Annotated in this window: 15 protein-coding genes; 10 read left to right on the top strand and 5 right to left on the bottom strand. The window is 71.6% G+C overall.

Annotation, left to right across the window (positions count from 1 at the left end):
* Nucleotides 1-44: 44 nt before the first annotated feature.
* A complete protein-coding gene (locus tag H0B56_RS02860) occupies nt 45-899 on the bottom strand; it encodes a PhzF family phenazine biosynthesis protein (protein ID WP_180891338.1) in 855 nt (284 codons plus the stop codon).
* 82 nt (nt 900-981) lie between these two features.
* Between H0B56_RS02860 and H0B56_RS02865 the strand changes: the two genes are divergently transcribed.
* The gene (locus tag H0B56_RS02865; RefSeq protein WP_180891339.1) at nt 982-1,554 is read left to right on the top strand and encodes an HhH-GPD-type base excision DNA repair protein; all 573 of its coding nucleotides are present in this window, start codon (nt 982-984) and stop codon (nt 1,552-1,554) included.
* Between the two features lie 97 nt (nt 1,555-1,651).
* A complete protein-coding gene (locus H0B56_RS02870; RefSeq protein WP_180891340.1) occupies nt 1,652-2,485 on the top strand; it encodes a hypothetical protein in 834 nt (277 codons plus the stop codon).
* Between the two features lie 24 nt (nt 2,486-2,509).
* Here H0B56_RS02870 and H0B56_RS02875 read toward each other — a convergent pair whose 3' ends face one another.
* The 4 genes from H0B56_RS02875 to H0B56_RS02890 all read right to left on the bottom strand — a co-directional run bounded on the left by H0B56_RS02875 (nt 2,510) and on the right by H0B56_RS02890 (nt 8,428).
* Nucleotides 2,510-3,985 (bottom strand): hypothetical protein, encoded by a 1,476-nt coding sequence (locus H0B56_RS02875; RefSeq protein ID WP_180891341.1) that lies wholly within the window; start codon nt 3,983-3,985, stop codon nt 2,510-2,512.
* A gap of 105 nt (nt 3,986-4,090) precedes the next feature.
* Nucleotides 4,091-5,812 carry an ABC-ATPase domain-containing protein gene (locus H0B56_RS02880; RefSeq protein WP_180891342.1) on the bottom strand — a complete coding sequence of 574 codons (1,722 nt, stop codon included), beginning with the start codon at nt 5,810-5,812 and terminating at the stop codon, nt 4,091-4,093.
* 120 nt (nt 5,813-5,932) lie between these two features.
* Nucleotides 5,933-6,805 carry a diacylglycerol/lipid kinase family protein gene (locus H0B56_RS02885; RefSeq protein ID WP_180891343.1) on the bottom strand — a complete coding sequence of 291 codons (873 nt, stop codon included), beginning with the start codon at nt 6,803-6,805 and terminating at the stop codon, nt 5,933-5,935.
* A 45-nt stretch (nt 6,806-6,850) separates the two neighbouring features.
* Nucleotides 6,851-8,428, bottom strand: a complete 1,578-nt coding sequence (locus H0B56_RS02890; protein ID WP_180891670.1) for an FAD-binding oxidoreductase — start codon at nt 8,426-8,428, stop codon at nt 6,851-6,853.
* 80 nt (nt 8,429-8,508) lie between these two features.
* Here H0B56_RS02890 and H0B56_RS02895 point away from each other — a divergent pair, with 80 nt between their 5' ends.
* The 8 genes from H0B56_RS02895 (at nt 8,509) to H0B56_RS02930 (ending at nt 17,523) form a co-directional block, all read left to right on the top strand.
* Entirely contained in the window at nt 8,509-9,159 is a 651-nt protein-coding gene (locus H0B56_RS02895) for a TetR/AcrR family transcriptional regulator (RefSeq protein ID WP_180891344.1), read from the top strand.
* Nucleotides 9,156-10,697, top strand: coding sequence for a glycerol-3-phosphate dehydrogenase/oxidase (locus H0B56_RS02900; RefSeq protein WP_180891345.1), 1,542 nt, complete (start codon nt 9,156-9,158; stop codon nt 10,695-10,697). The genes H0B56_RS02895 and H0B56_RS02900 overlap by 4 nt, the downstream gene beginning before the upstream one ends.
* 100 nt (nt 10,698-10,797) lie before the next feature.
* Entirely contained in the window at nt 10,798-11,694 is an 897-nt protein-coding gene (locus H0B56_RS02905; RefSeq protein ID WP_180891346.1) for an SDR family oxidoreductase, read from the top strand.
* A gap of 64 nt (nt 11,695-11,758) precedes the next feature.
* Nucleotides 11,759-12,118 (top strand): divalent-cation tolerance protein CutA, encoded by a 360-nt coding sequence (gene cutA / locus H0B56_RS02910; RefSeq protein WP_180891347.1) that lies wholly within the window; start codon nt 11,759-11,761, stop codon nt 12,116-12,118.
* A 90-nt stretch (nt 12,119-12,208) separates the two neighbouring features.
* Nucleotides 12,209-12,490, top strand: a complete 282-nt coding sequence (locus H0B56_RS02915; RefSeq protein ID WP_180891348.1) for a metal-sensitive transcriptional regulator — start codon at nt 12,209-12,211, stop codon at nt 12,488-12,490.
* 193 nt (nt 12,491-12,683) lie between these two features.
* Nucleotides 12,684-14,081 carry a hypothetical protein gene (locus H0B56_RS02920; protein WP_246360783.1) on the top strand — a complete coding sequence of 466 codons (1,398 nt, stop codon included), beginning with the start codon at nt 12,684-12,686 and terminating at the stop codon, nt 14,079-14,081.
* Nucleotides 14,078-15,064, top strand: a complete 987-nt coding sequence (locus H0B56_RS02925; RefSeq protein ID WP_180891349.1) for a glutamate ABC transporter substrate-binding protein — start codon at nt 14,078-14,080, stop codon at nt 15,062-15,064. The genes H0B56_RS02920 and H0B56_RS02925 overlap by 4 nt, the downstream gene beginning before the upstream one ends.
* The gene (locus tag H0B56_RS02930) at nt 15,061-17,523 is read left to right on the top strand and encodes a serine/threonine-protein kinase (RefSeq protein WP_180891350.1); all 2,463 of its coding nucleotides are present in this window, start codon (nt 15,061-15,063) and stop codon (nt 17,521-17,523) included. Before H0B56_RS02925 ends, H0B56_RS02930 begins: the two co-directional genes overlap by 4 nt.
* Nucleotides 17,524-17,555 lie beyond the last annotated feature (32 nt).

Here is a 17,555-nt window from a genome sequence, read left to right on the forward strand (position 1 = left end):
CCTCGGCTCCCGCCCCGTGCCCCGCATCGCCCGGTCGGCGCGGGTCACCCGCCTGCGGCCAGCACGGTGCCGTCGAGCACCGTCACGGCCCCCCCGGTGAGGTGCACCCGCTCACCGGCGATCGCGGTGCGGGCGGTCCCGCCACGGGCGGAGGCCTGCAGGCCGACCAGCTCGGTGGAGTCGAGGCGCCGCGACCAGTAAGGGGCCAGCGCGGTGTGCGCGCTGCCGGTGAACGGGTCCTCGTCGACGTCGACGGCAGGCGCGAAGAAGCGGGAGACGTAGTCGTAGCCGGTACCCGGCTCGGCGGCGGGCGCGGTGACGATCACGCCACGGACGTTCTCCGCCCGGGTCCACTGCGCGAGCGCGGCCAGGTCCGGTTCCAGTGCCCGCACGGTCGCCTCGTCCCGCACGACCACCAGCACGTCCCCGAGGTCGCCGGTGCCGAAGGCCGCTTCCGGGCTGGCGCCGAGCGCCTCGGTCAGCGCACTCGCGACCGGCACGGTCGCGAGCCGCGCGGCGGGGAAGTCCAGGGTGATCGACCCGCCCCCGTGGGTGTGCGCCAGCAGGATCCCGCTACGGCTGCTGAACCGGATGGTTCCGGCGCGGCCGGAGTCGGCGTGCAGCGCGTGCGCGGTGGCCAGGGTGGCGTGGCCGCACAGGTCCACCTCGGCTGCCGGGGTGAACCAGCGCAGCGCCCAGTCGGCGCCGTCGCCGTCCGGAAGGGGGTAGGCGAAGGCGGTCTCCGAGTGCCGCATCTCGGCCGCGACGCGCCGCATCCAGCTCTCGTCCGGCCAGCCGCCTGCCTCCAACAGGCACACCCCTGCGGGGTTGCCGGTGAACGGCTCTCCGGTGAAGGCGTCGATGACACGGATGCGTACCCCTGGCCCCTCGATCGTCATGGGCGACACCTTACGTGTGTGAGGCGGCCCTGGGTGCGCCTGGCGCGACGCGCGGGGCGACGGGCCGTGAAATACTGGCGCCATGACCACGACGTTGTGTTTGACGCAGGATCCGGACGCCGACGCGCTGCTCGCCGAGAACCCGCTTGCCGTGCTCGTGGGGATGTTGCTCGACCAGCAGGTCGCCATGGAGGTCGCGTTCGCGGGGCCGAAGAAGATCGCGGACCGGTTCGGCAGTGTCGACGCCGAGTCGATCGCGGGTGCCGATCCCGAGGAGTTCGCGGCGCTCTGCGCCGAGAAACCGGCCGTGCACCGCTACCCGGGCTCGATGGCCAAGCGGATCCAGACGCTGTGCCAGTACCTGCTCGAGCACTACGAGGGCGACGTGACCCTGCTGTGGAAGCGTGGCGAGCCGGACGGTCGTGAGGTGCTGCGCAGGCTCAAGGACCTGCCCGGCTTCGGGGACCAGAAGGCCAGGATCTTCCTCGCGTTGCTCGGTAAGCAGCTGGGGGTTCAGCCTGCAGGCTGGCGCGAGGCCGCGGGCTACTACGGGGAGGACGGTGCCCGGCGCTCGGTTGCCGATGTCGTCGACGAGGTCACCCTGGACGAGGTGCGGGCCTTCAAGAAGGCCGCGAAGGCCGCTGGGAAGAAGTAGCCACGTCCGAGTATTGCTGACATAGAGTCAACAAGCTAGGCTCCGTGCGCGCATGCACGGGTAGGCACTGCTGTCGGCTCACCGGAGTGTGGTGGTCATGCGCTCACGACGTGTCGGGGCTCTCGCGGCCATGGTGTCGCTGGTGTTGCCGCTGATCGCGCCCGCGCCGGCGGCCGGGGTCGCTGCTCGCGGGCCGGACGAGTGCGCGGCGACCCTCGACTGCACGGCCGAAGAGATCAACCTGATGTCGATGCCGGAGCGGGCCGAGTTCGTCCGTGACATGTCCGAGGGTCCGGCCGCGGAGCTGCTGCCCGGTTACCAGCCCCGGTGGCGCAACATCGAGGGTGTCATCGCGTTCTTCGACGACTACTCGCTCGGTGAGCCGGGTTCCTGGATATCCTATGTGGACGCCGGGATCGTCGAGGGGATCGAGCGCGGGATCGCGCTCGCGCTCGGCGAAGGGACGGACGACTTCGGCAACCCGGGGTCGGTGTTGTGGGCCGAGTACCTCACCAGGCTGGCCGACGGCGAGCTCGAGGGGCGCGCCGCGCACGACGAGGCCTGGAGCGTGGCCGAGCAGGCGGCCACCGAGCACGGCGTCCACCTCGCCGAGGAGGTACACGGCGTCGAGCCGAGCGGGGCGGAGCGGCGCTACTACACCTTCTCGGAGTTCTACCGCTGGATGATGCGCAACAGGCTGGAGGCCTTCGACATCCTGGCACCACCGGTAGAGCCGGGCGAGCGCGAGAAGCAGCACTTCGTCGACTGGTTCACCGACGTGACCACACCGGACCCGAGTTACCGGGGCTCCGTGATGGCCTACGAGTACGCCACGCTCGACGTCCCGGGCGGTACGCTCGGCGCTCTGCTGCTGTTCCGCGCGTACCTGGCGGAGATGTACGAGATGTACACCGCCGAGCAGGGCGGCTGAGCACGGCCGGTGCGGTGGTCCGTCCTACCCGGCCAGAGTGCACTCCGGGAGGTCGACCCGCGAGCCGATCGGGTCACGCTCCAGGAGCGCCGCGATGGTGCCGGGGTCCTGCGTCATCGCGAACGCGCGACGGCCGTCGTCGAGCAGGCACACGAGATGGCCGATGTTCGGCTCCCCGGATCGGTCGTAGCTGACCGTGTAGGTCTCCACGACGGCCCGTCCTGTGTAGTCCTCCGCGATCTCCCGTGCGGGGAGGGCGTCCACTTCGGCCTGCACATCGTGGTGGGCGTACCGCTCCCGCGGCTCGCGTGCCGACAGCACGACCGCGGCGTGCTTGGTCAGGTACCACCCCGTCGCTGTGGCGAGCCCGCTCGCCCCGGGGTCGGCGCGGAGGCGCTCGTGCAGCGTGGCCAGCGAGTGCATCACGTAGTTGCTTCCCGGGCCTCCCGCGAAGGTGAGCCCGCCGGTCACGGTCGGTGCGGGGTGCGGCTCCTCCAGCTCGATGCCGAGCTCGGTCGCGGCAACCTGCACCGCGGAGGGGAAGCAGGAGTAGATGTCGCGGTAGGCGATGTCGTCGACGGTCATGCCCGTGTGGCCGAGCAGTGCGCGCCCGATCGCGCGAATGGCGGGCGAGCGGTGCAGCTCGGCGCGGTTGCCGACGTACCAGTGGTCGTTCGCGGCCGCCGTGCCGTGCACGAACACCCAGTTCTCCCGGGGGATCCCCGCCCGCTCGGCAGCGGCAGCCGAACACAGCACCACAGCGGACGCCTGGTTGACGTAGATGTTGGCGATGGTGAGCTTGCGGTAGGGGAAGGCGACCATGCGGTTGTTCGCCGGGTCGGCGATCTCCTCCGCACTGGTTCCCGCCGTGTTCCACGCGTGCGGGTTGGTCGTGGCCACCTCGGCGAAGCGTGCCCACAGCCGGGCGATCCAGCGCTGGTGGTCCTCGACGTCGCGCCCGGCCGCCGCCCGCAGCGCGTTCTCGAACAGCGGGTAGAAGTGCACCGGCAAGCGCAGCTCGGCGGCCTCCTCCGCGGGGTGGTTGGCGTGCTTGTCGGACCCGAGCGTGCGGGTCGGCCCCGGGCCGTCCTCGGTGACCTGCCCGTTGTCGATCTGGCCCTGCTGCAGCGCCCGGACGGCCTCGCAGCCCGCGAGCAGCGCGGTGTCGACCTCGCCGTCCCGGATCTGCTGGCAGGCGTCGGCCAGCAGGTCGAGCGGGCTGGTCCCGCTCGCGCGGGTGGTTACGGTCTCGCGCGGCTTCGCACCGAGCTCATCGGCCAGCTCGCGACCGGGATCGCTGGGCCGCCACGTCAGGCAGTCGGCGACGCCCACGAGCTGGATGTCGTCCCGCAGCCCGTCCGTGCCGGCACCGGTGTCGGCCAGCGCGTCACGGGCGGCTGAGGAGATCAGATCCGGGATGGAGATCGTCCCGGTGGCGTCGGTCGCGCCGACCTGGCCGGCTCCGACCAGTACCGGTGTCGTGGGGTCCAGCGTGCTCATCGCCGTACCGTAACAATCGTTGTCCGGATGCTAATAAGGATTGTGACGTAGATCAGAGCGCGCCGTCACCGGGCGTTCGCGCCCGCGCCCGGTCGGCAGGCGCGGTCAGGACTCGCCGTCCCTGGTCGCGCTGATCCGCAGCGAGCGCAGCCTGGCCAGCGCCGCGGCGACCTCGTAGCGGCGCGGCACGGCGAAATCGCCGAGGAAGCCGCGCTGCAGCGCGTCCGCCCCCGACTCGTCCAGGTCCCGTTCCAGCAGGTCCAGGAACTCCGCGATGGAGCGCTTGCCGTCCAGCAGCCCCTTCTCCACGCCGTAGCTCAACGCGAGGCCGATCCCCATCACCTGGCTGGTGTCGACGATCTGCTCGACCGCGCGCAGGTCGATGTCGTCGCCGCCGAGAACCAGGGTGTCGGTGCCGCGCTGCTTGATCCGCCGCTTTCCCTTGCTGTCCTTGCCGAGCGCGTCCGGCCGGCACACCCGTTGCCGGATCCGGGGGAACCGGTCGGTCTCGGTGCGCCGCTCGGGCTCGTCGGAGCGCAGCCGGAACGCCTCGGCTGTAACGTCGTATGCCTCGTAGGCGGCCATCATGATGACCCGGTCGGCGATGTCGAGGTAGTCGCCCGAACCGCCCATGGCCAGCACGGTGGACACGCCGTGCTGGCTGTACAGCGGCCGGGCGAGGTCGATGAACGGCGTCAGCGGCTCGTTGTCCTTGGCGACCAGCGCCTGCATCCGCGCGTCCCGGATCATCATGTTGGTCGCGGCGGTGTCCTCGTCGATCAGCAACACGTCCGCGCCTGCCTCGAGGGCCTCCACGGTCGTGGCCGCCTGCGAGGTCGAGCCGGAGGCGTTGGTGGTGGAGAAGTCACTGGTGTCGGCGCCGTTGGGGAGCCGCCCGACGAAGGAGCTGACATCCACGCGCTGCACGCTGCGGCCGTCCTCGGCGCGCACCTTCACCGCGCTGTCCCTGCTGACGACCAGCTCGCGCCCGTCGCCGGGGATGTGGTCGTAGACCCCGTGCTCCAGGGCCCGCAGCAGGGTGGACTTGCCGTGGAACCCGCCACCGGCGATCAGCGTGATGCCCTCGCCGACGCCCATGCCGCTGACCCGTCCCCGGTTCGGCAGGTCGACGCTCACCCGGAGCGACTCGGGTGAGTGGAACGGTATGCCGTCGGCAAGCGGCCGGTCATCGGTGCCGCTGCGCCGCGCCAGCATGGCACAGTCGGCGACGAAGCCCACCAGGCCCAGCGAGGGAAGCGCCCTGCGCAGCGCGTCGGTGTCCTCCACGGAGTAGACGAACTCCTCCAGCGCCTCGGCGTCGAGTGCCGCGTGGCGTGCGGCGGCGTTCACGGCGTCCGGCAGCTGCTCACACAGCGCCTTCCGCGCGCCCTTGCCGTCGATCCGCCTGCGCGGACCGGGCAGGTTCAGGCCCATCCGCAGGGTCAGGTCTCCGTCATGCACCCGTACCGCGCTGCGGTCGAGCACTTCCTGCCCGCCGACGTCGATGTTGAGCTCCGTGTTGCGCAGCCGCTTGCCGAGGGCGCGCAGCACGAAGTCGGCCAGCCCGCGGGCACGCACCCGGTTGGCCCAGAGGTGCTCGGGGAAGTCCGCGGTGCGCGCGGGCACCCGCACCTCGACGCGGCTGGCCGGGGCGAACGGGTCCGTCTGTGCCTTGAGCAGCTCCACGACGAAGCCGTTGGCCTCCCAGCTGCCCTCGATCGACCGGTACTGCCCGTACCCCTTGCCGTCCAGCGCATGGAGCCGGGACTCGAGCTGCTGCAGCGAGCCCCGGATCGTGCCGTGCCTGTTGCTGTGATCGCCGCTCATCAGTCCTTACCGTGCCTCATCCCGGTACCGGCCCTGTCAGCGGCCCCGAGGGGCGAGCCGAAGGCCCTCTTCGGTGCGTATGTGGTACCCGAGGAGTCCTTCGGCTCGCCCCCCGGACGGTTAGCCGGGGGCGATGACGTTCAGCGCGCCGGGCAGGATGCGCACCCGGGCGGGGAGCTCGCCGATCTCGTCGCCGTCGGCGCACAGCGGGACCGGCCGGTCGGCGTCGAGGACGATGTCGGTGACCGTCTCGTGGGTGACCTCCGCGCGGTGCACGTGGCCGCCCGTGCGGGCCTCGCGCAGGAACTTCACGATCTCCCGCCGCGGTCCGGTACCGACCACGAGCAGGTCGCTCATCCCGTCGTCCAGTACGGCCTGCGGCACGATGGACAGCCCGTGGCCGTAGGCGCCCGAGTTGGCGATCACGACGGTGTGCGCGCGCATCGACCGGGTCTGCCCGTCGCTGCTGAGGGTGTACCGGGGAGGGCGCCACGTGAGGATCGCCCGTACCGGTGCCAGCCGGTACAGCAGGCCGGCCGGCACCCATCTGCTTCCGTTGATGATCGAGGTGGCCGCGGCGTCGATGCCCGCGTAGACGTTGCCCGGCACGATCACGCTGCCCACTTCCAGGACGTCGATCTGCCGTGCCTGCCCCTCGAACAGCAACCGCGCGAGCTCGGTGGGATCCTCCGGCAGGGCGAGCGCGCGGGCGAGGTCGTTGCCCCGCCCGGACGGCACGATCCCCAGGGTCCCTCCGGTGGTGACCACGCCGCCCGCTACGTCGCGCACCAGCCCGTCCCCGCCTGCGGCCAGCACGACGTCACCCCGGGCCGCGGCTTGCTCCGCGGCCGAGATCGCGTGCTCGCGGCCGTGCGTCTCCTCGACGGTGACCGACGCGCCCCACTGCTCGAGCAGCCGGGTCACCGGCCGCAGGCGCTCGGCCGCATGGCCGCCGCCCGCGATCGGGTTGATCAGCGCCGTGTACCTGCGCATCGCGGTTCTCACCCTCTAGTGGTCTGGTCGTCAGCGGCGTTCATGCTACGGGGCGATGAGCACACCGGGATTGAGGATGCCGGCGGGGTCCAGGGCCCGCTTCGCCGCGCGCAGCGCCTCGGCGGCCTGCTCGCCGACCTCCTCGGCGTAGCTCTCCCTGTGGTCGATCCCGACCCCGTGGTGGTGGGTGATCGTCCCGCCCGTGGAGCGGATCGCCTCGTTCGCCGCGGCCTTGGCGGCCGACCACTGCGCGACCGGGTCGCCTGCCTGGGCGCAGACCACGGTGAAGTACAGCGAGGCCCCCGTCTCGTAGACGTGCGAGATGTGGCACAGCACGAGTGCGGGCGTGTCCGCGGCCTCGAGCTCGGCGCGCACGGCCTCGGTCACCGCCTGGCGCAACCGGTGCAGGTTGGACCAGAAGGTGGCGGTTTCCAGCGTTTCGACAAGGGCACCCGCGTCGAGCAGCGGGTCGCGCAGGTACGGGGCGCGGTACCGGCCCGCGCGCCACGCCTCGCCGGGCTCGGTGCCGAGCGGGCGCCCGCCCGCCGCGCGCAGCACCTCGGCCGCGGCCGCGCGGTTCGCCGCGACCTCGTCCGCGCTGCCCTCGTGGCCGACGACGGCCAGGCAGCCATCGGCCCCGCTGCCGGGGCCGCGTGCCGGGTCGGCGAGGTTGACGCTGGTCTCGGCCTCGTCGGACAGCCGCAGCACCGTCGGCAGTGGCCCGTCCTGGGCGAGGGCGCGCAGCGCGTCCGAGCCCGCCTCGAAGGAGTCGAACCGCCATCCCTCGTAGACACGCTCGGCAGGCGCGGGGCGTACCCGCACGGTCACCGAGGTGATCACGCCGAGGGTCCCTTCCGAGCCGAGCACGAGCTGGCGCAGGTCGGGCCCGGCGGCGGACATCGGGGCGCTGCCGAGCTCGATGGTGCCCTGCGGGGTGGCCAGGGTCATGCCCACGACCATCTCGTCGAACCGGCCGTACCCGGCGGAGGCCTGCCCCGCCGAACGGGTGGCGGCATACCCGCCGATGCTGGCCCCCTCGTAGGACTGCGGGAAGTGCCCGAGCGTGAACCCGTGCGCGGCGAGCAGCCGCTCGGCGTGCGGCCCGCGCACGCCCGCCTGCAGCGTGGCCGTGCGGGAGGTCTCGTCGATGGCGGTCAGCCCGTCCAACCGGCCGAGATCCAGCGTGATCACCCCGTTGAACCGGTCTCCCCGGGGCGCGAGCCCGCCGACCACGGATGTCCCGCCGCTGAACGGGACGACGGCGATCCGGTGCTCGGTGCACACCTGGAGCAGGAACAGGACCTGCTCGTGGTCGGCGGGAACGACCACGGCGTCCGGCGCGTCCGCTGCGTCGCCGGAACGCAGCTTGAGCAGGTCTGGGGTGGACCATCCGCGGGTATGCCTGACCCGCGTCGCGCTGTCGGTGTGCACGTGGTCGCGCCCCACCACGTCCTCCAGCGCCGCCCTGGCCTGGTCGGTGAGCCGGACCGGCGGTACGGCGATCTCGTCCGGCTCGACGGGCTCGCGTGCCGGCTCGCCCGCACCGAGATGGGTCAGCGCGGTGCGTACCGCTTCGGGTAGCTCGGCGGGGCGGGAGGGGTCACCCCAGCGGTAGGGGTGCATATCCACGACGGGGAGATCGGACTCGCTCACGGGGGCCTCGCGGGTGTGTCGGCTGGCAACGTGCTGATACACTTTTACATATGATGTCTCAGCATAACAGCCCGGAGCTACACCGGCCGGAGAGCGGCGGAGCCGGGCTGCGTGCGGCCAACGCGATCGATGAGGAGCACATCCTCGATGCCGCCTACGAGCTGCTGCTGGCCATCGGCCTGCGCCGGATGACCATGGCCGAGATCGGCCGTGCGGCCGGGGTGTCGCGGGCGACGCTGTACCGGCGGTGGCGCAGCGTGCGCGAGGTCGTCGCGGCGCTGATGACGCGCGAGTGGAGCGCGCTTGCAGACGGGGTGTTCGACATGCCGGCGGATTCGGCCAGGGAACGCCTCGTCGAGGGGATCGTGCGCATCGTCCGGCAGACCCGGGCCCACCCGCTGATGCGCAAGATCATCGAGCTCGACCCCGACTTCCTGCTGCCGTACATGCTGCAGCGGCGCGGTCGCAACACCGACCAGCAGCTCGAGCTGATCGAGCAGGGTCTGCGTGCCGGAGTCGCGGACGGCTCGGTCCGCGCGGCCGACGTCGAGACCCAGGCGCAGTCGTTGCTGCTGACCGCGTGGTCGTTCGCGCTGACCGGTCCCGTGTTCGCCGACAACGCGCCGACGAGCGAGAGCGCGCGGCTGGAGGCCCTTGACGGCGAGCTGCGCGAGTTGCTCGCGAGGTACCTGAAGCCATGAGCGGCACGCATTCCTCCTCGCTGAACGCCGCGCGCCGCGCGCGCGAGCTCGCCGGGCTGCCCGGTGAGTCCCCCGTCGACGTGCTCGTTATCGGCGGCGGGGTCACCGGTACCGGGGTGGCGCTGGACGCCGCGAGCCGCGGGCTGTCGGTCGTGCTCGCCGAGAAGCACGACCTGGCCTTCGGCACAAGCAGGTGGAGCTCGAAGCTCGTGCACGGCGGGCTGCGCTACCTCGCCTCCGGCAGCGTCGGCATCGCGCACGAGAGTGCTGTGGAGCGCGGCATCCTGCTGAGCAGGACGGCCCCGCACCTGGTACGCCCGTTGCCGCAGCTGGTGCCGCTGCTGCCGGGGGTGAGCGGCCCTGCTGCCGCGCTGGTACGGGCAGGCTTCGCAGCGGGAGACCTGTTGCGTCTCTCGGCACGCACCTCGCACCACTCGCTACCGCGGTCGCGCCGGGTGACACGGGCCGAGGTGCAGCGGCTGGCACCGACGGTGCGTGCCGAGGGGCTGCGCGGCGGCCTCCTCGGCTGGGACGGCCAGCTCACCGACGACGCGCGTCTGGTGGTGGCGCTCGCGCGCACCGCAGCCGCGCACGGCGCGCGGGTGCTGACGCGATGCGCGGCCGAGGACGTCACCGGTGGTGGTGCCGTGCTGCGTGACCGGCTGACGGGGCAGGCCACGCAGGTCGATGCCCGCATGGTCGTCAACGCCACCGGGGTGTGGGCAGGCGGGCTCGCGCCCGGCGTGTCGTTGCGGCCGAGCAGGGGCACGCACCTGGTGCTGCCCCGTTCGGCCTTCGGCGATCTCGCCACCGGCCTGATGACGCCCGTGCCGGGCGAGCGCAACCGGTTCGTGTTCGCCCTGCCCGCAGACGAGCGCCGCGTGTACGTCGGGCTCACCGACGAGGAGACCGGTGGTGAGATCCCGGATGTGCCACGGGCCTCGGATTCCGAGATCGGCTTCCTGCTCGAGACCATCAGTACGGCGTTGCGCGCCCCGCTGACCCGGCGGGACGTGCTCGGTACGTACGCCGGGCTGCGACCGCTGCTGGACTCGGGAAGCGGGCGCTCCGCCGACGTCTCGCGCGAGCATGCCGTGCTCACCGCGCCGGACGGGCTGGTCACCGTGGTCGGCGGGAAGCTGACCACCTACCGCAGGATGGCCGAGGACGCGCTGGATGCCGCGCTCGCCCGCAGCGGGGTCGTGGCGGGGCCCTGCCGGACGAGGCGGCTGCCGCTGGTCGGGGCAGGCAACCGCGCGGAGCTCGCCGGGGTGGCGGCGCCTGACCGGCTCGTGCGCCGGTACGGGACCGAGGCCGCTGCGGTGCTGGACGGGGCCGCCCGCGAGGAGGGCGCGACGGAGCCGATCGCCGACGGAATCCCGGTCACCCGGGCAGAGCTGCTGTTCGGGCTCCGGCACGAGGGCGCGCTGGACGAGTCCGACCTCGTGGACCGGCGCACGCGCATCGGCCTGTCCACGGCCGACAGGGAGCGAGCCCTTCCCGCTGTCACCGAGACGCTGGGACGCATCCGGGTATGAGGCGGCTCGTCACTTGCCTGATCGGAAGCGACGCCATACTGTAGAACACGTTCTCATCGTGTGGTCTCGCCCGCATCACGAGGTATCAGGAGGATCCGACATGGCTCGCCAACCCCGCTCGCTGGTAGGACGGACGATCGCGATCACCGGAGGTGCCCGGGGGATCGGAGCGGCGACGGCGAGCATGCTCGCCGGGCAGGGCGCCCGCGTGGCGATCGGTGACCTCGACGGCGACCTCGCCGAGCAGACCGCCGCGAGCCTGCGCACGCCGTCCCTCGGCGTGGCGCTGGATGTGACGGACACCGAGGCGTACACCGCGTTCCTCGATCGGGTCGAGTCCGAGCTGGGGCCGGTCGACGTGCTGATCAATAACGCGGGCATCATGCCGATCGGGCCGATCGACGAGGAGACCGACAGCACCACGACGAACCAGCTGGCCATCAACCTGCACGCGGTGATCCACGGCAGCAAGGAAGCCGTACGGCGTATGAAGCGGCGCGGTGGGGGGCACATCGTCAACATCGCGTCCGCGGCCGGTAAGAGCCCGGTGCCCAGCGCGGCCACCTACTCGGCGACGAAGTTCGGGGTGGTCGGCTTCTCCGAGTCGTTGCGACTCGAGGTGGCAGGCGACGGCATCGACGTCTCCTGCGTGATGCCCGGCATCGTGCGTACCGAACTCTCCTCCGGCTTGAAGGACACGGCCGGGTTCCCTCCTGTGCAGCCGGAGGACGTGGCCGAGGCGATCGTGGGGGCATTGCAGCGTCCCCGGTTCGACGTGTTCGTGCCCGCATCCATCGGCCCGATCAGCAGGCTGAGCTACCTGATGCCGCGCCGTTTCGGAGACTGGCTGGTGCGCAGGATCGGCGTGGACAGGTTGATGGCCGAAGCGGCGACGTCGCAGGAGCGAGCGAGCTACGAGGCACGGGTCGCGGACAGTGCCCCGGCCGCGGGCCGCGGCAAGAAGTCCAAGGCGTCCGGAAAGAGCCGGACCGGCTAGCCGCATCGGTCCGGCCGGCCCCGCGCGCGTCGAGGCGCGCTCCGCGTCCGGTTACGGTAGAGCCATGCCGTCAGACCAATCCTTCGAGCAGACCCCGGCGCGAGGCGCGGAACACGTGATCGTGTCGTCGACAACGGATTCCGAGGCGGCCGCCCAGCGGCTCGCCGCGGCAGCGATCGAGGCGAAGCTGGGTGCGTGCGCCCAGGTGGTCGGGCCGATCACCAGCGTCTTCCGCTGGGAGGGCGATGTGCAGACGGATACCGAGTGGCGTGTGGACATCAAGACAGCCTCCGACCGGGTCGAGGCCCTGACGGGCCGTCTCACCGAGCTGCACGACTACGACGTTCCGGAGATCATCGCTACCCCGATCACCGGTGGCAGCGCCGAGTACCTGTCCTGGGTGGTCTCCGAGACCCGTGCCTGAGCGCGCCCGCTGACGCGATCGTCGCGCGTCAGGAACCCCCAGAGGGTACCCTGGTCACGTTGACCGCTCGGGGAACACGGGAGCGCGGTGATGCAGGGATACACGCACGACAAGGACAGGCACATCAAGCGGCTCCACCGGATCGAAGGTCAGATCCGGGGGCTGGCGCGGATGATCGAGAACGACGAGTACTGCATCGACGTGCTGACCCAGGTCTCCGCGGCGACCAAGGCACTGCGGTCGGTGTCTCTCGAGCTGCTCGACGAGCACCTCAGGCACTGTGTCACGCAGGCAGCCGCCGAGGGCGGAACCGATGCCGACGAGAAGGTGAAGGAAGCCAGCGACGCCATCGCGCGTCTCGTACGCTCGTGACCGGAACCGGTGACGGGGCGCCGTGATCGGGGCTCGTGCGCGGGCACCGGCGGGGGTCTGGCGTACCTTGCTACGCTTCGCCGACCGCATCGCCCCCGGGGCGCGCGATGGGCGGCACCGTGGTGGGGGATGATCGCAGACGCGCCCCGACTCGACGGCGTGTACGGAGCGGGAAGGTGCGAAGGATGGGCCGATGACAACCCCCGGGGGAAGCTGGAACACCGACGCCGACGGCTCCGGGGAGTCCCCACGCACGCCGGGGTACCGGGCGTGGATCGGTGGCTTGGTCGAGCTGGCACAGCAGGCGTTCCGCCGCCTGGCCGTCTCGGCCGCGCGGACACCCGGCAGGTTGTCGATGATCGCCGTCGGACTGGTCACGCTGACCCTGCTGGTCGGGCTCGTCAGCACGGTCATGGCGCAGGGCAAGAAGGACGCCGTCGACGGGTTGCTCGAGCATCGTGAGCCGGTGACCGCCGAGGCCCAACGTGTCTACAGCGCACTGTCGGACGCCGAGGCCACCGCGGCCGGGGCCCTTCTGGCCGACGACTCCGAGACGGAACGGCTGCGCGAACGTTACGAGGACAGTATCGCCCAGGCCGGGGCGTCGCTGGCCAAGGCAGCGGCCTCCGCCCAGGAGGTTCCGGAGGCCGCCGAGCAGGTCGACATCATCGGTCAGCAACTGCCGGTCTACACCGGGCTGGTCGAGACCGCGCGCGCCAACGACCGGCAAGGGTTCCCGGTGGGGGCTTCCTACCTGCAGGAGGCGTCGGAGCTGATGCGCTCGACGATCCTGCCCGCCGCGCAGGAGCTCTACGAGCTCGAGACCGGCCGCCTCGCCGAGCAGCAGCGGGATGCGCGCTCGTTTCCCGTGTTCACCGCGTTGCTCGCGCTCGGGCTTGTCGCCGCGCTGCTCGCCACGCAGCGCTACCTGCAACGCAGGACGAACCGGGTGCTCAACCCCGGCCTGGTGGTGGCGACGGTGGCGGTACTCGTGAGTCTGCTGTGGACGTCCGTCGCGCTGGTCGTGCACGGGGTGCAGGTCGGCTCCGGGCAGCGCGACGGTACCGAGCAGGCCGACCGGCTGGTCAGTACACGGATCGTAGCGCTGCAGGCCAGGGCCGACCAGACGATGTCGCTTGTGGCGCGTGGGGCCGGGGACCAGCACGCGGAGGGATTCAGCAGGCTGTCCCGGCAACTGGGCGGTTCGGACGGCGCAGGTGGCCTGCTCGGGGAGGTGCGTGAGCAAGCCGCAGGTGGCCCGGCGGAGGAGCTCGTGAACGAGGCGATCGAGAACGCGGAGAGCTGGCGTCTCGCCGACGAGCGGATCCGCGAGCACAGCGACGAGGGTGACTACGGCGCGGCGGTGGAGCTCGCGATCAGCGCGGACGACGAGGGGGCCGCGCGGGCGTTCCACGCGCTCGACGACAACCTCAGCCAGGCCATCGACGAGGGGCGGCAGGACTTCGTGGACAGCACCACGACCGCTTCCCGTGCGCTGCACGCGCTCCCGCAGGGCCTGGCCGTTCTCAGCGTCGTGGCGGCGCTGGGCATCACGGTCGGGGTCGGGGAACGGTTGAGGGAGTATCGATGACCCCGCGGACCAGGCGGCACGCGCGGCGTCACCCGCGGCATCTGCTGGTGGCGCTGCTGCCGGCGCTCGGCCTCGCCGTGGCCGCGTGCGGCCCCGCCGGTGAGCCGCGCGACCTCAGCGGGCAGGTCGTCGCCCAGCGGCCGCAACCGGCGGGTGTCGGCGGGGCACCGCCCGAAGAGGACGGCGAGGTCGCCGACGACGACTGCGACGCCACGGCGAGCCTGGAGCCGGACGGGGCGGATATCCCGGACGGCTCGACGATGGCCGAGATCCGCGATCGCGGTCACCTGGTCGCGGGTGTGGACCAGAACACCTTCCTGTTCGGGTTCCACAACCCCGCGACCGGGCAGCTGGAGGGGTTCGACATCGATATCGCGCGCGAGGTCGCGGGCGCGATCTTCGGTGACCGTGACCGGGTACGGTTCCGCACGATCACCTCGGCGGAGCGTATCCCCGCCCTGCGCGAGGGCGATGTGGACATCGTCGTGCGCACGATGACGGTCAACTGCGCGCGCCGGGAGCACGTCGAGTTCTCCAGCGTGTACTTCGAAGCGGGCCAGCGGGTCCTCGTGCGGGCGGCCTCCGGCGTGGACAGCCTCGACGACCTCGCCGGTCAACGGGTGTGTGCCGCGGAAGGATCCACCTCGCTGCGCAACATCGCCGAGGCGGCCCCGGAGCCGGTGTCGGTGCCGAACTGGTCCGACTGCCTGGTCATGCTACAGCAGCGGCAGGTGGAGGCTGTGTCCACCGACGACACCATCCTGGCCGGCATGGCCGAGCAGGACCCGACCACCGAGGTGGTTGGTGAGCCGTTCACCGAGGAGCCCTACGCCATCGGTATCCCGCCGGGAGACGAGGACATGGTCCGGTACGTCAATGCCGTGCTGGAGGACGTGCGCGAAGACCGGTGGGACGAGCTCTACGACAGGTGGATCGAACCGGTGCTCGGCGGTGCGAGCCCACCGGATGCGAGGTATCGATGAGTGGACCGGACGAGCAGGAACTGACCAGCGCGCTGTTCACCGAGCGACCGGAGACGCGGGTGGTGCGTCCCTCCGGCGAGTCGCCGGCACGCGAACCCGCGCTGCCCGAACCCGGCCCGGACAGCGTGCTGGAGCAGCCCGGCGACAGTGACTCCGAGCCGGACTCGCGCTCGGACTCCCGGTCCGGCTCCGAGCCGGACTCCGGGTCGGGCTCCGGCTCCGGAAGGGGGTCGGGGTCGCGCTCGGATTCTCGCTCGGACTCCCGCTCGGGGTCGCAGGGCACCGGCGACGAGACGTTCCCGCGTAGCTCGCGGCGGTCGTCCTCGCGCGGGTCGCGACGTTCCCGCAGGGGCGCGCTGGGCGCGGGGCTCGTCGAGGTGCCGCCCGTGCCGTACCGGGACCCCTCGTCGGCGGTGCTGGACGATCCCGTGGTCGCCGAGCACAAGCGCTACTGCGCGCGCTGCGACGCGAAGGTCGGGCGCGGTAGCGACGGGGAGCCGGGTCCCACCGAGGGGACGTGTGCCAACTGCGGCGCCGCGTACTCCTTCACTCCCCGCCTGCGTCCGAACGAGGTGGTCGGAGGGCAGTACGAGGTGCTCGGCGCGCTCGCCTACGGCGGGCTCGGGTGGATCTACCTGGCTACCGACCGCAACGTCAACGACCGCTGGGTGGTGCTGAAAGGTCTGATCGACACCGGGGACGCGACGGCGACGGAGGCGGCGGTCAACGAGACCCGCTTCCTGGCCGAGGTCGAGCACCCGAACATCGTCAAGATCTACAACTTCGTCAAGCACGAGGACCCGCGTACCGGCCATTCGGTGGGCTACATCGTGATGGAGTACGTCGGCGGGCAGTCCCTGCGCCAGCTGGCGCTCGCCAGGCACCGCGCGGCCGGGCGGCCGGAGAGCATGCCGATCGGGCAGGTCATCGCCTACGGCCTGGAGATCCTGCCCGCGCTGGGGTACCTGCACAACAAGGGGTTGCTGTACTGCGACCTCAAGCCGGACAACGTCATCCAGACCAACGAGCAGCTCAAGCTGATCGACATGGGCGCGGTTCGGCACATGGACGACTACACCAGCCCGCTGTTCTTCACCTCGGGCTACAGCGCTCCGGAGCTGGGCACACGTGGCGCCAGCGTGCAGTCGGACCTGTTCACCGTCGGCCGCACGCTCGCGGTGCTGTCCTTCGAGTTCTCCGGGTACACCACCAAGTACAAGACCACGCTCCCACCGCAGGAGAACGTCCCGCTCTTCCAGCTGTTCGACTCCTACTACCGGTTCCTGAAGCGGGCGACACACGCGGACCCGGACAGGCGCTTCGCTTCCGCCGAGGAGATGGCCGACCAGCTCACCGGGGTGCTGCGCGAGGTCATGGCCCTGGGTACCGGTGAGGAACGTCCTGGATCGTCCACAGTGTTCGGTGCGGAGAACAGGACGTTCGGGGTGCACTCGGTGGTGCCGGACCGCACGCCCGGTCGCCGCGGGGCGGTGCGGGTGCCCGCCCCGGAGCCGCACGATGTGATCGCAGGCCTGCCCGCGCCGCTGGTGCACACCGACGATGTCGCCGCGAGCCTGCTCGCGTCGACGACGACCTCGGAGCCCCGCGAGGTGATCGAGGCGCTGGCGAGGGCGCCGCAGGACTCGATCGAGGTGCGCCTGCGGGTGGTGCGGGCGCGTATCGAGCTGGACGAGCTCGAGGAGGCACGCAGGCAGCTGCAGGCCGCGCAGTACCTGGCTGTCAAGGCCGGGATGCCGCACGACTGGCGTATCGAGTGGTACCGGGGGATGATCGAGCTGGTCGCAGGCAGGCCGAAGCTCGCCAGGACGGCCTTCGACGCGGCCTACAACGACGTGCCGGGCGAGCTCGCGCCGAAGCTGGCGCTGGCGGCCTGCGCGGAGCTGCTCGGCGACTACTTCGCCGCCGCGCGTTTCTACGAGCAGGTGTGGCGCACCGACCGTAGCTACGTGAGCGCCGCGTTCGGCCTGGCACGGGTGTACCTGGCGCAGGGCGGGCGCGACATCGCGATCGAGACGCTGGACGCCATCCCCCGGTCTTCCAGCCACCATGTCGATGCCCAGGTCAACGCGGTGCGTATCACGGCGTCGGTGCCGCCTGCCGGCCAGCAGCAGCCGGTCGTCACCGCGCACGAGCTGGTGGCGGCCTCGCGGCGGTTGGAAGGGCTGGACCTGGACGCCGAGCGCCGCGCGTGGGCTTCGGCGGACCTGCTCGAGGCGACGTACGGGTGGATGCAGGAGTGGCAGCGCGCCGATCCGGCACACGCGCACGGCACCGTGTGGGCCCCCGGCGAGGTTCTCGGTAGCGAACTGTCCGAACGCGACGTCCGCTTCGGTCTCGAGCGCTGTTACCGCTGGCTGGCCAGGTTCGCGGCAACGAGCGACGAACGCATCGACCTGGTCGACCGAGCCAACGACATCCGCCCCCGCACCCTGACCTAGCAGCCCGTGCGGTGTGGAGCCCAATGTGACAT

This window comes from Haloechinothrix aidingensis, from assembly GCF_013450155.1.
Classification (GTDB): Bacteria; Actinomycetota; Actinomycetes; order Mycobacteriales; family Pseudonocardiaceae; genus Haloechinothrix; species Haloechinothrix aidingensis.

What these genes read in the sequence shown, in the direction of transcription:
- H0B56_RS02860 (WP_180891338.1), bottom strand. Translation starts at nt 899, where the DNA reads ATGACGATCGAGGGGCCAGGGGTACGCATCCGTGTCATCGACGCCTTC.
- H0B56_RS02865 (WP_180891339.1), top strand. Translation starts at nt 982, where the DNA reads ATGACCACGACGTTGTGTTTGACGCAGGATCCGGACGCCGACGCGCTG.
- H0B56_RS02870 (WP_180891340.1), top strand. Translation starts at nt 1,652, where the DNA reads ATGCGCTCACGACGTGTCGGGGCTCTCGCGGCCATGGTGTCGCTGGTG.
- H0B56_RS02875 (WP_180891341.1), bottom strand. Translation starts at nt 3,985, where the DNA reads ATGAGCACGCTGGACCCCACGACACCGGTACTGGTCGGAGCCGGCCAG.
- H0B56_RS02880 (WP_180891342.1), bottom strand. Translation starts at nt 5,812, where the DNA reads ATGAGCGGCGATCACAGCAACAGGCACGGCACGATCCGGGGCTCGCTG.
- H0B56_RS02885 (WP_180891343.1), bottom strand. Translation starts at nt 6,805, where the DNA reads ATGCGCAGGTACACGGCGCTGATCAACCCGATCGCGGGCGGCGGCCAT.
- H0B56_RS02890 (WP_180891670.1), bottom strand. Translation starts at nt 8,428, where the DNA reads ATGCACCCCTACCGCTGGGGTGACCCCTCCCGCCCCGCCGAGCTACCC.
- H0B56_RS02895 (WP_180891344.1), top strand. Translation starts at nt 8,509, where the DNA reads ATGATGTCTCAGCATAACAGCCCGGAGCTACACCGGCCGGAGAGCGGC.
- H0B56_RS02900 (WP_180891345.1), top strand. Translation starts at nt 9,156, where the DNA reads ATGAGCGGCACGCATTCCTCCTCGCTGAACGCCGCGCGCCGCGCGCGC.
- H0B56_RS02905 (WP_180891346.1), top strand. Translation starts at nt 10,798, where the DNA reads ATGGCTCGCCAACCCCGCTCGCTGGTAGGACGGACGATCGCGATCACC.
- cutA (WP_180891347.1), top strand. Translation starts at nt 11,759, where the DNA reads ATGCCGTCAGACCAATCCTTCGAGCAGACCCCGGCGCGAGGCGCGGAA.
- H0B56_RS02915 (WP_180891348.1), top strand. Translation starts at nt 12,209, where the DNA reads ATGCAGGGATACACGCACGACAAGGACAGGCACATCAAGCGGCTCCAC.
- H0B56_RS02920 (WP_246360783.1), top strand. Translation starts at nt 12,684, where the DNA reads ATGACAACCCCCGGGGGAAGCTGGAACACCGACGCCGACGGCTCCGGG.
- H0B56_RS02925 (WP_180891349.1), top strand. Translation starts at nt 14,078, where the DNA reads ATGACCCCGCGGACCAGGCGGCACGCGCGGCGTCACCCGCGGCATCTG.
- H0B56_RS02930 (WP_180891350.1), top strand. Translation starts at nt 15,061, where the DNA reads ATGAGTGGACCGGACGAGCAGGAACTGACCAGCGCGCTGTTCACCGAG.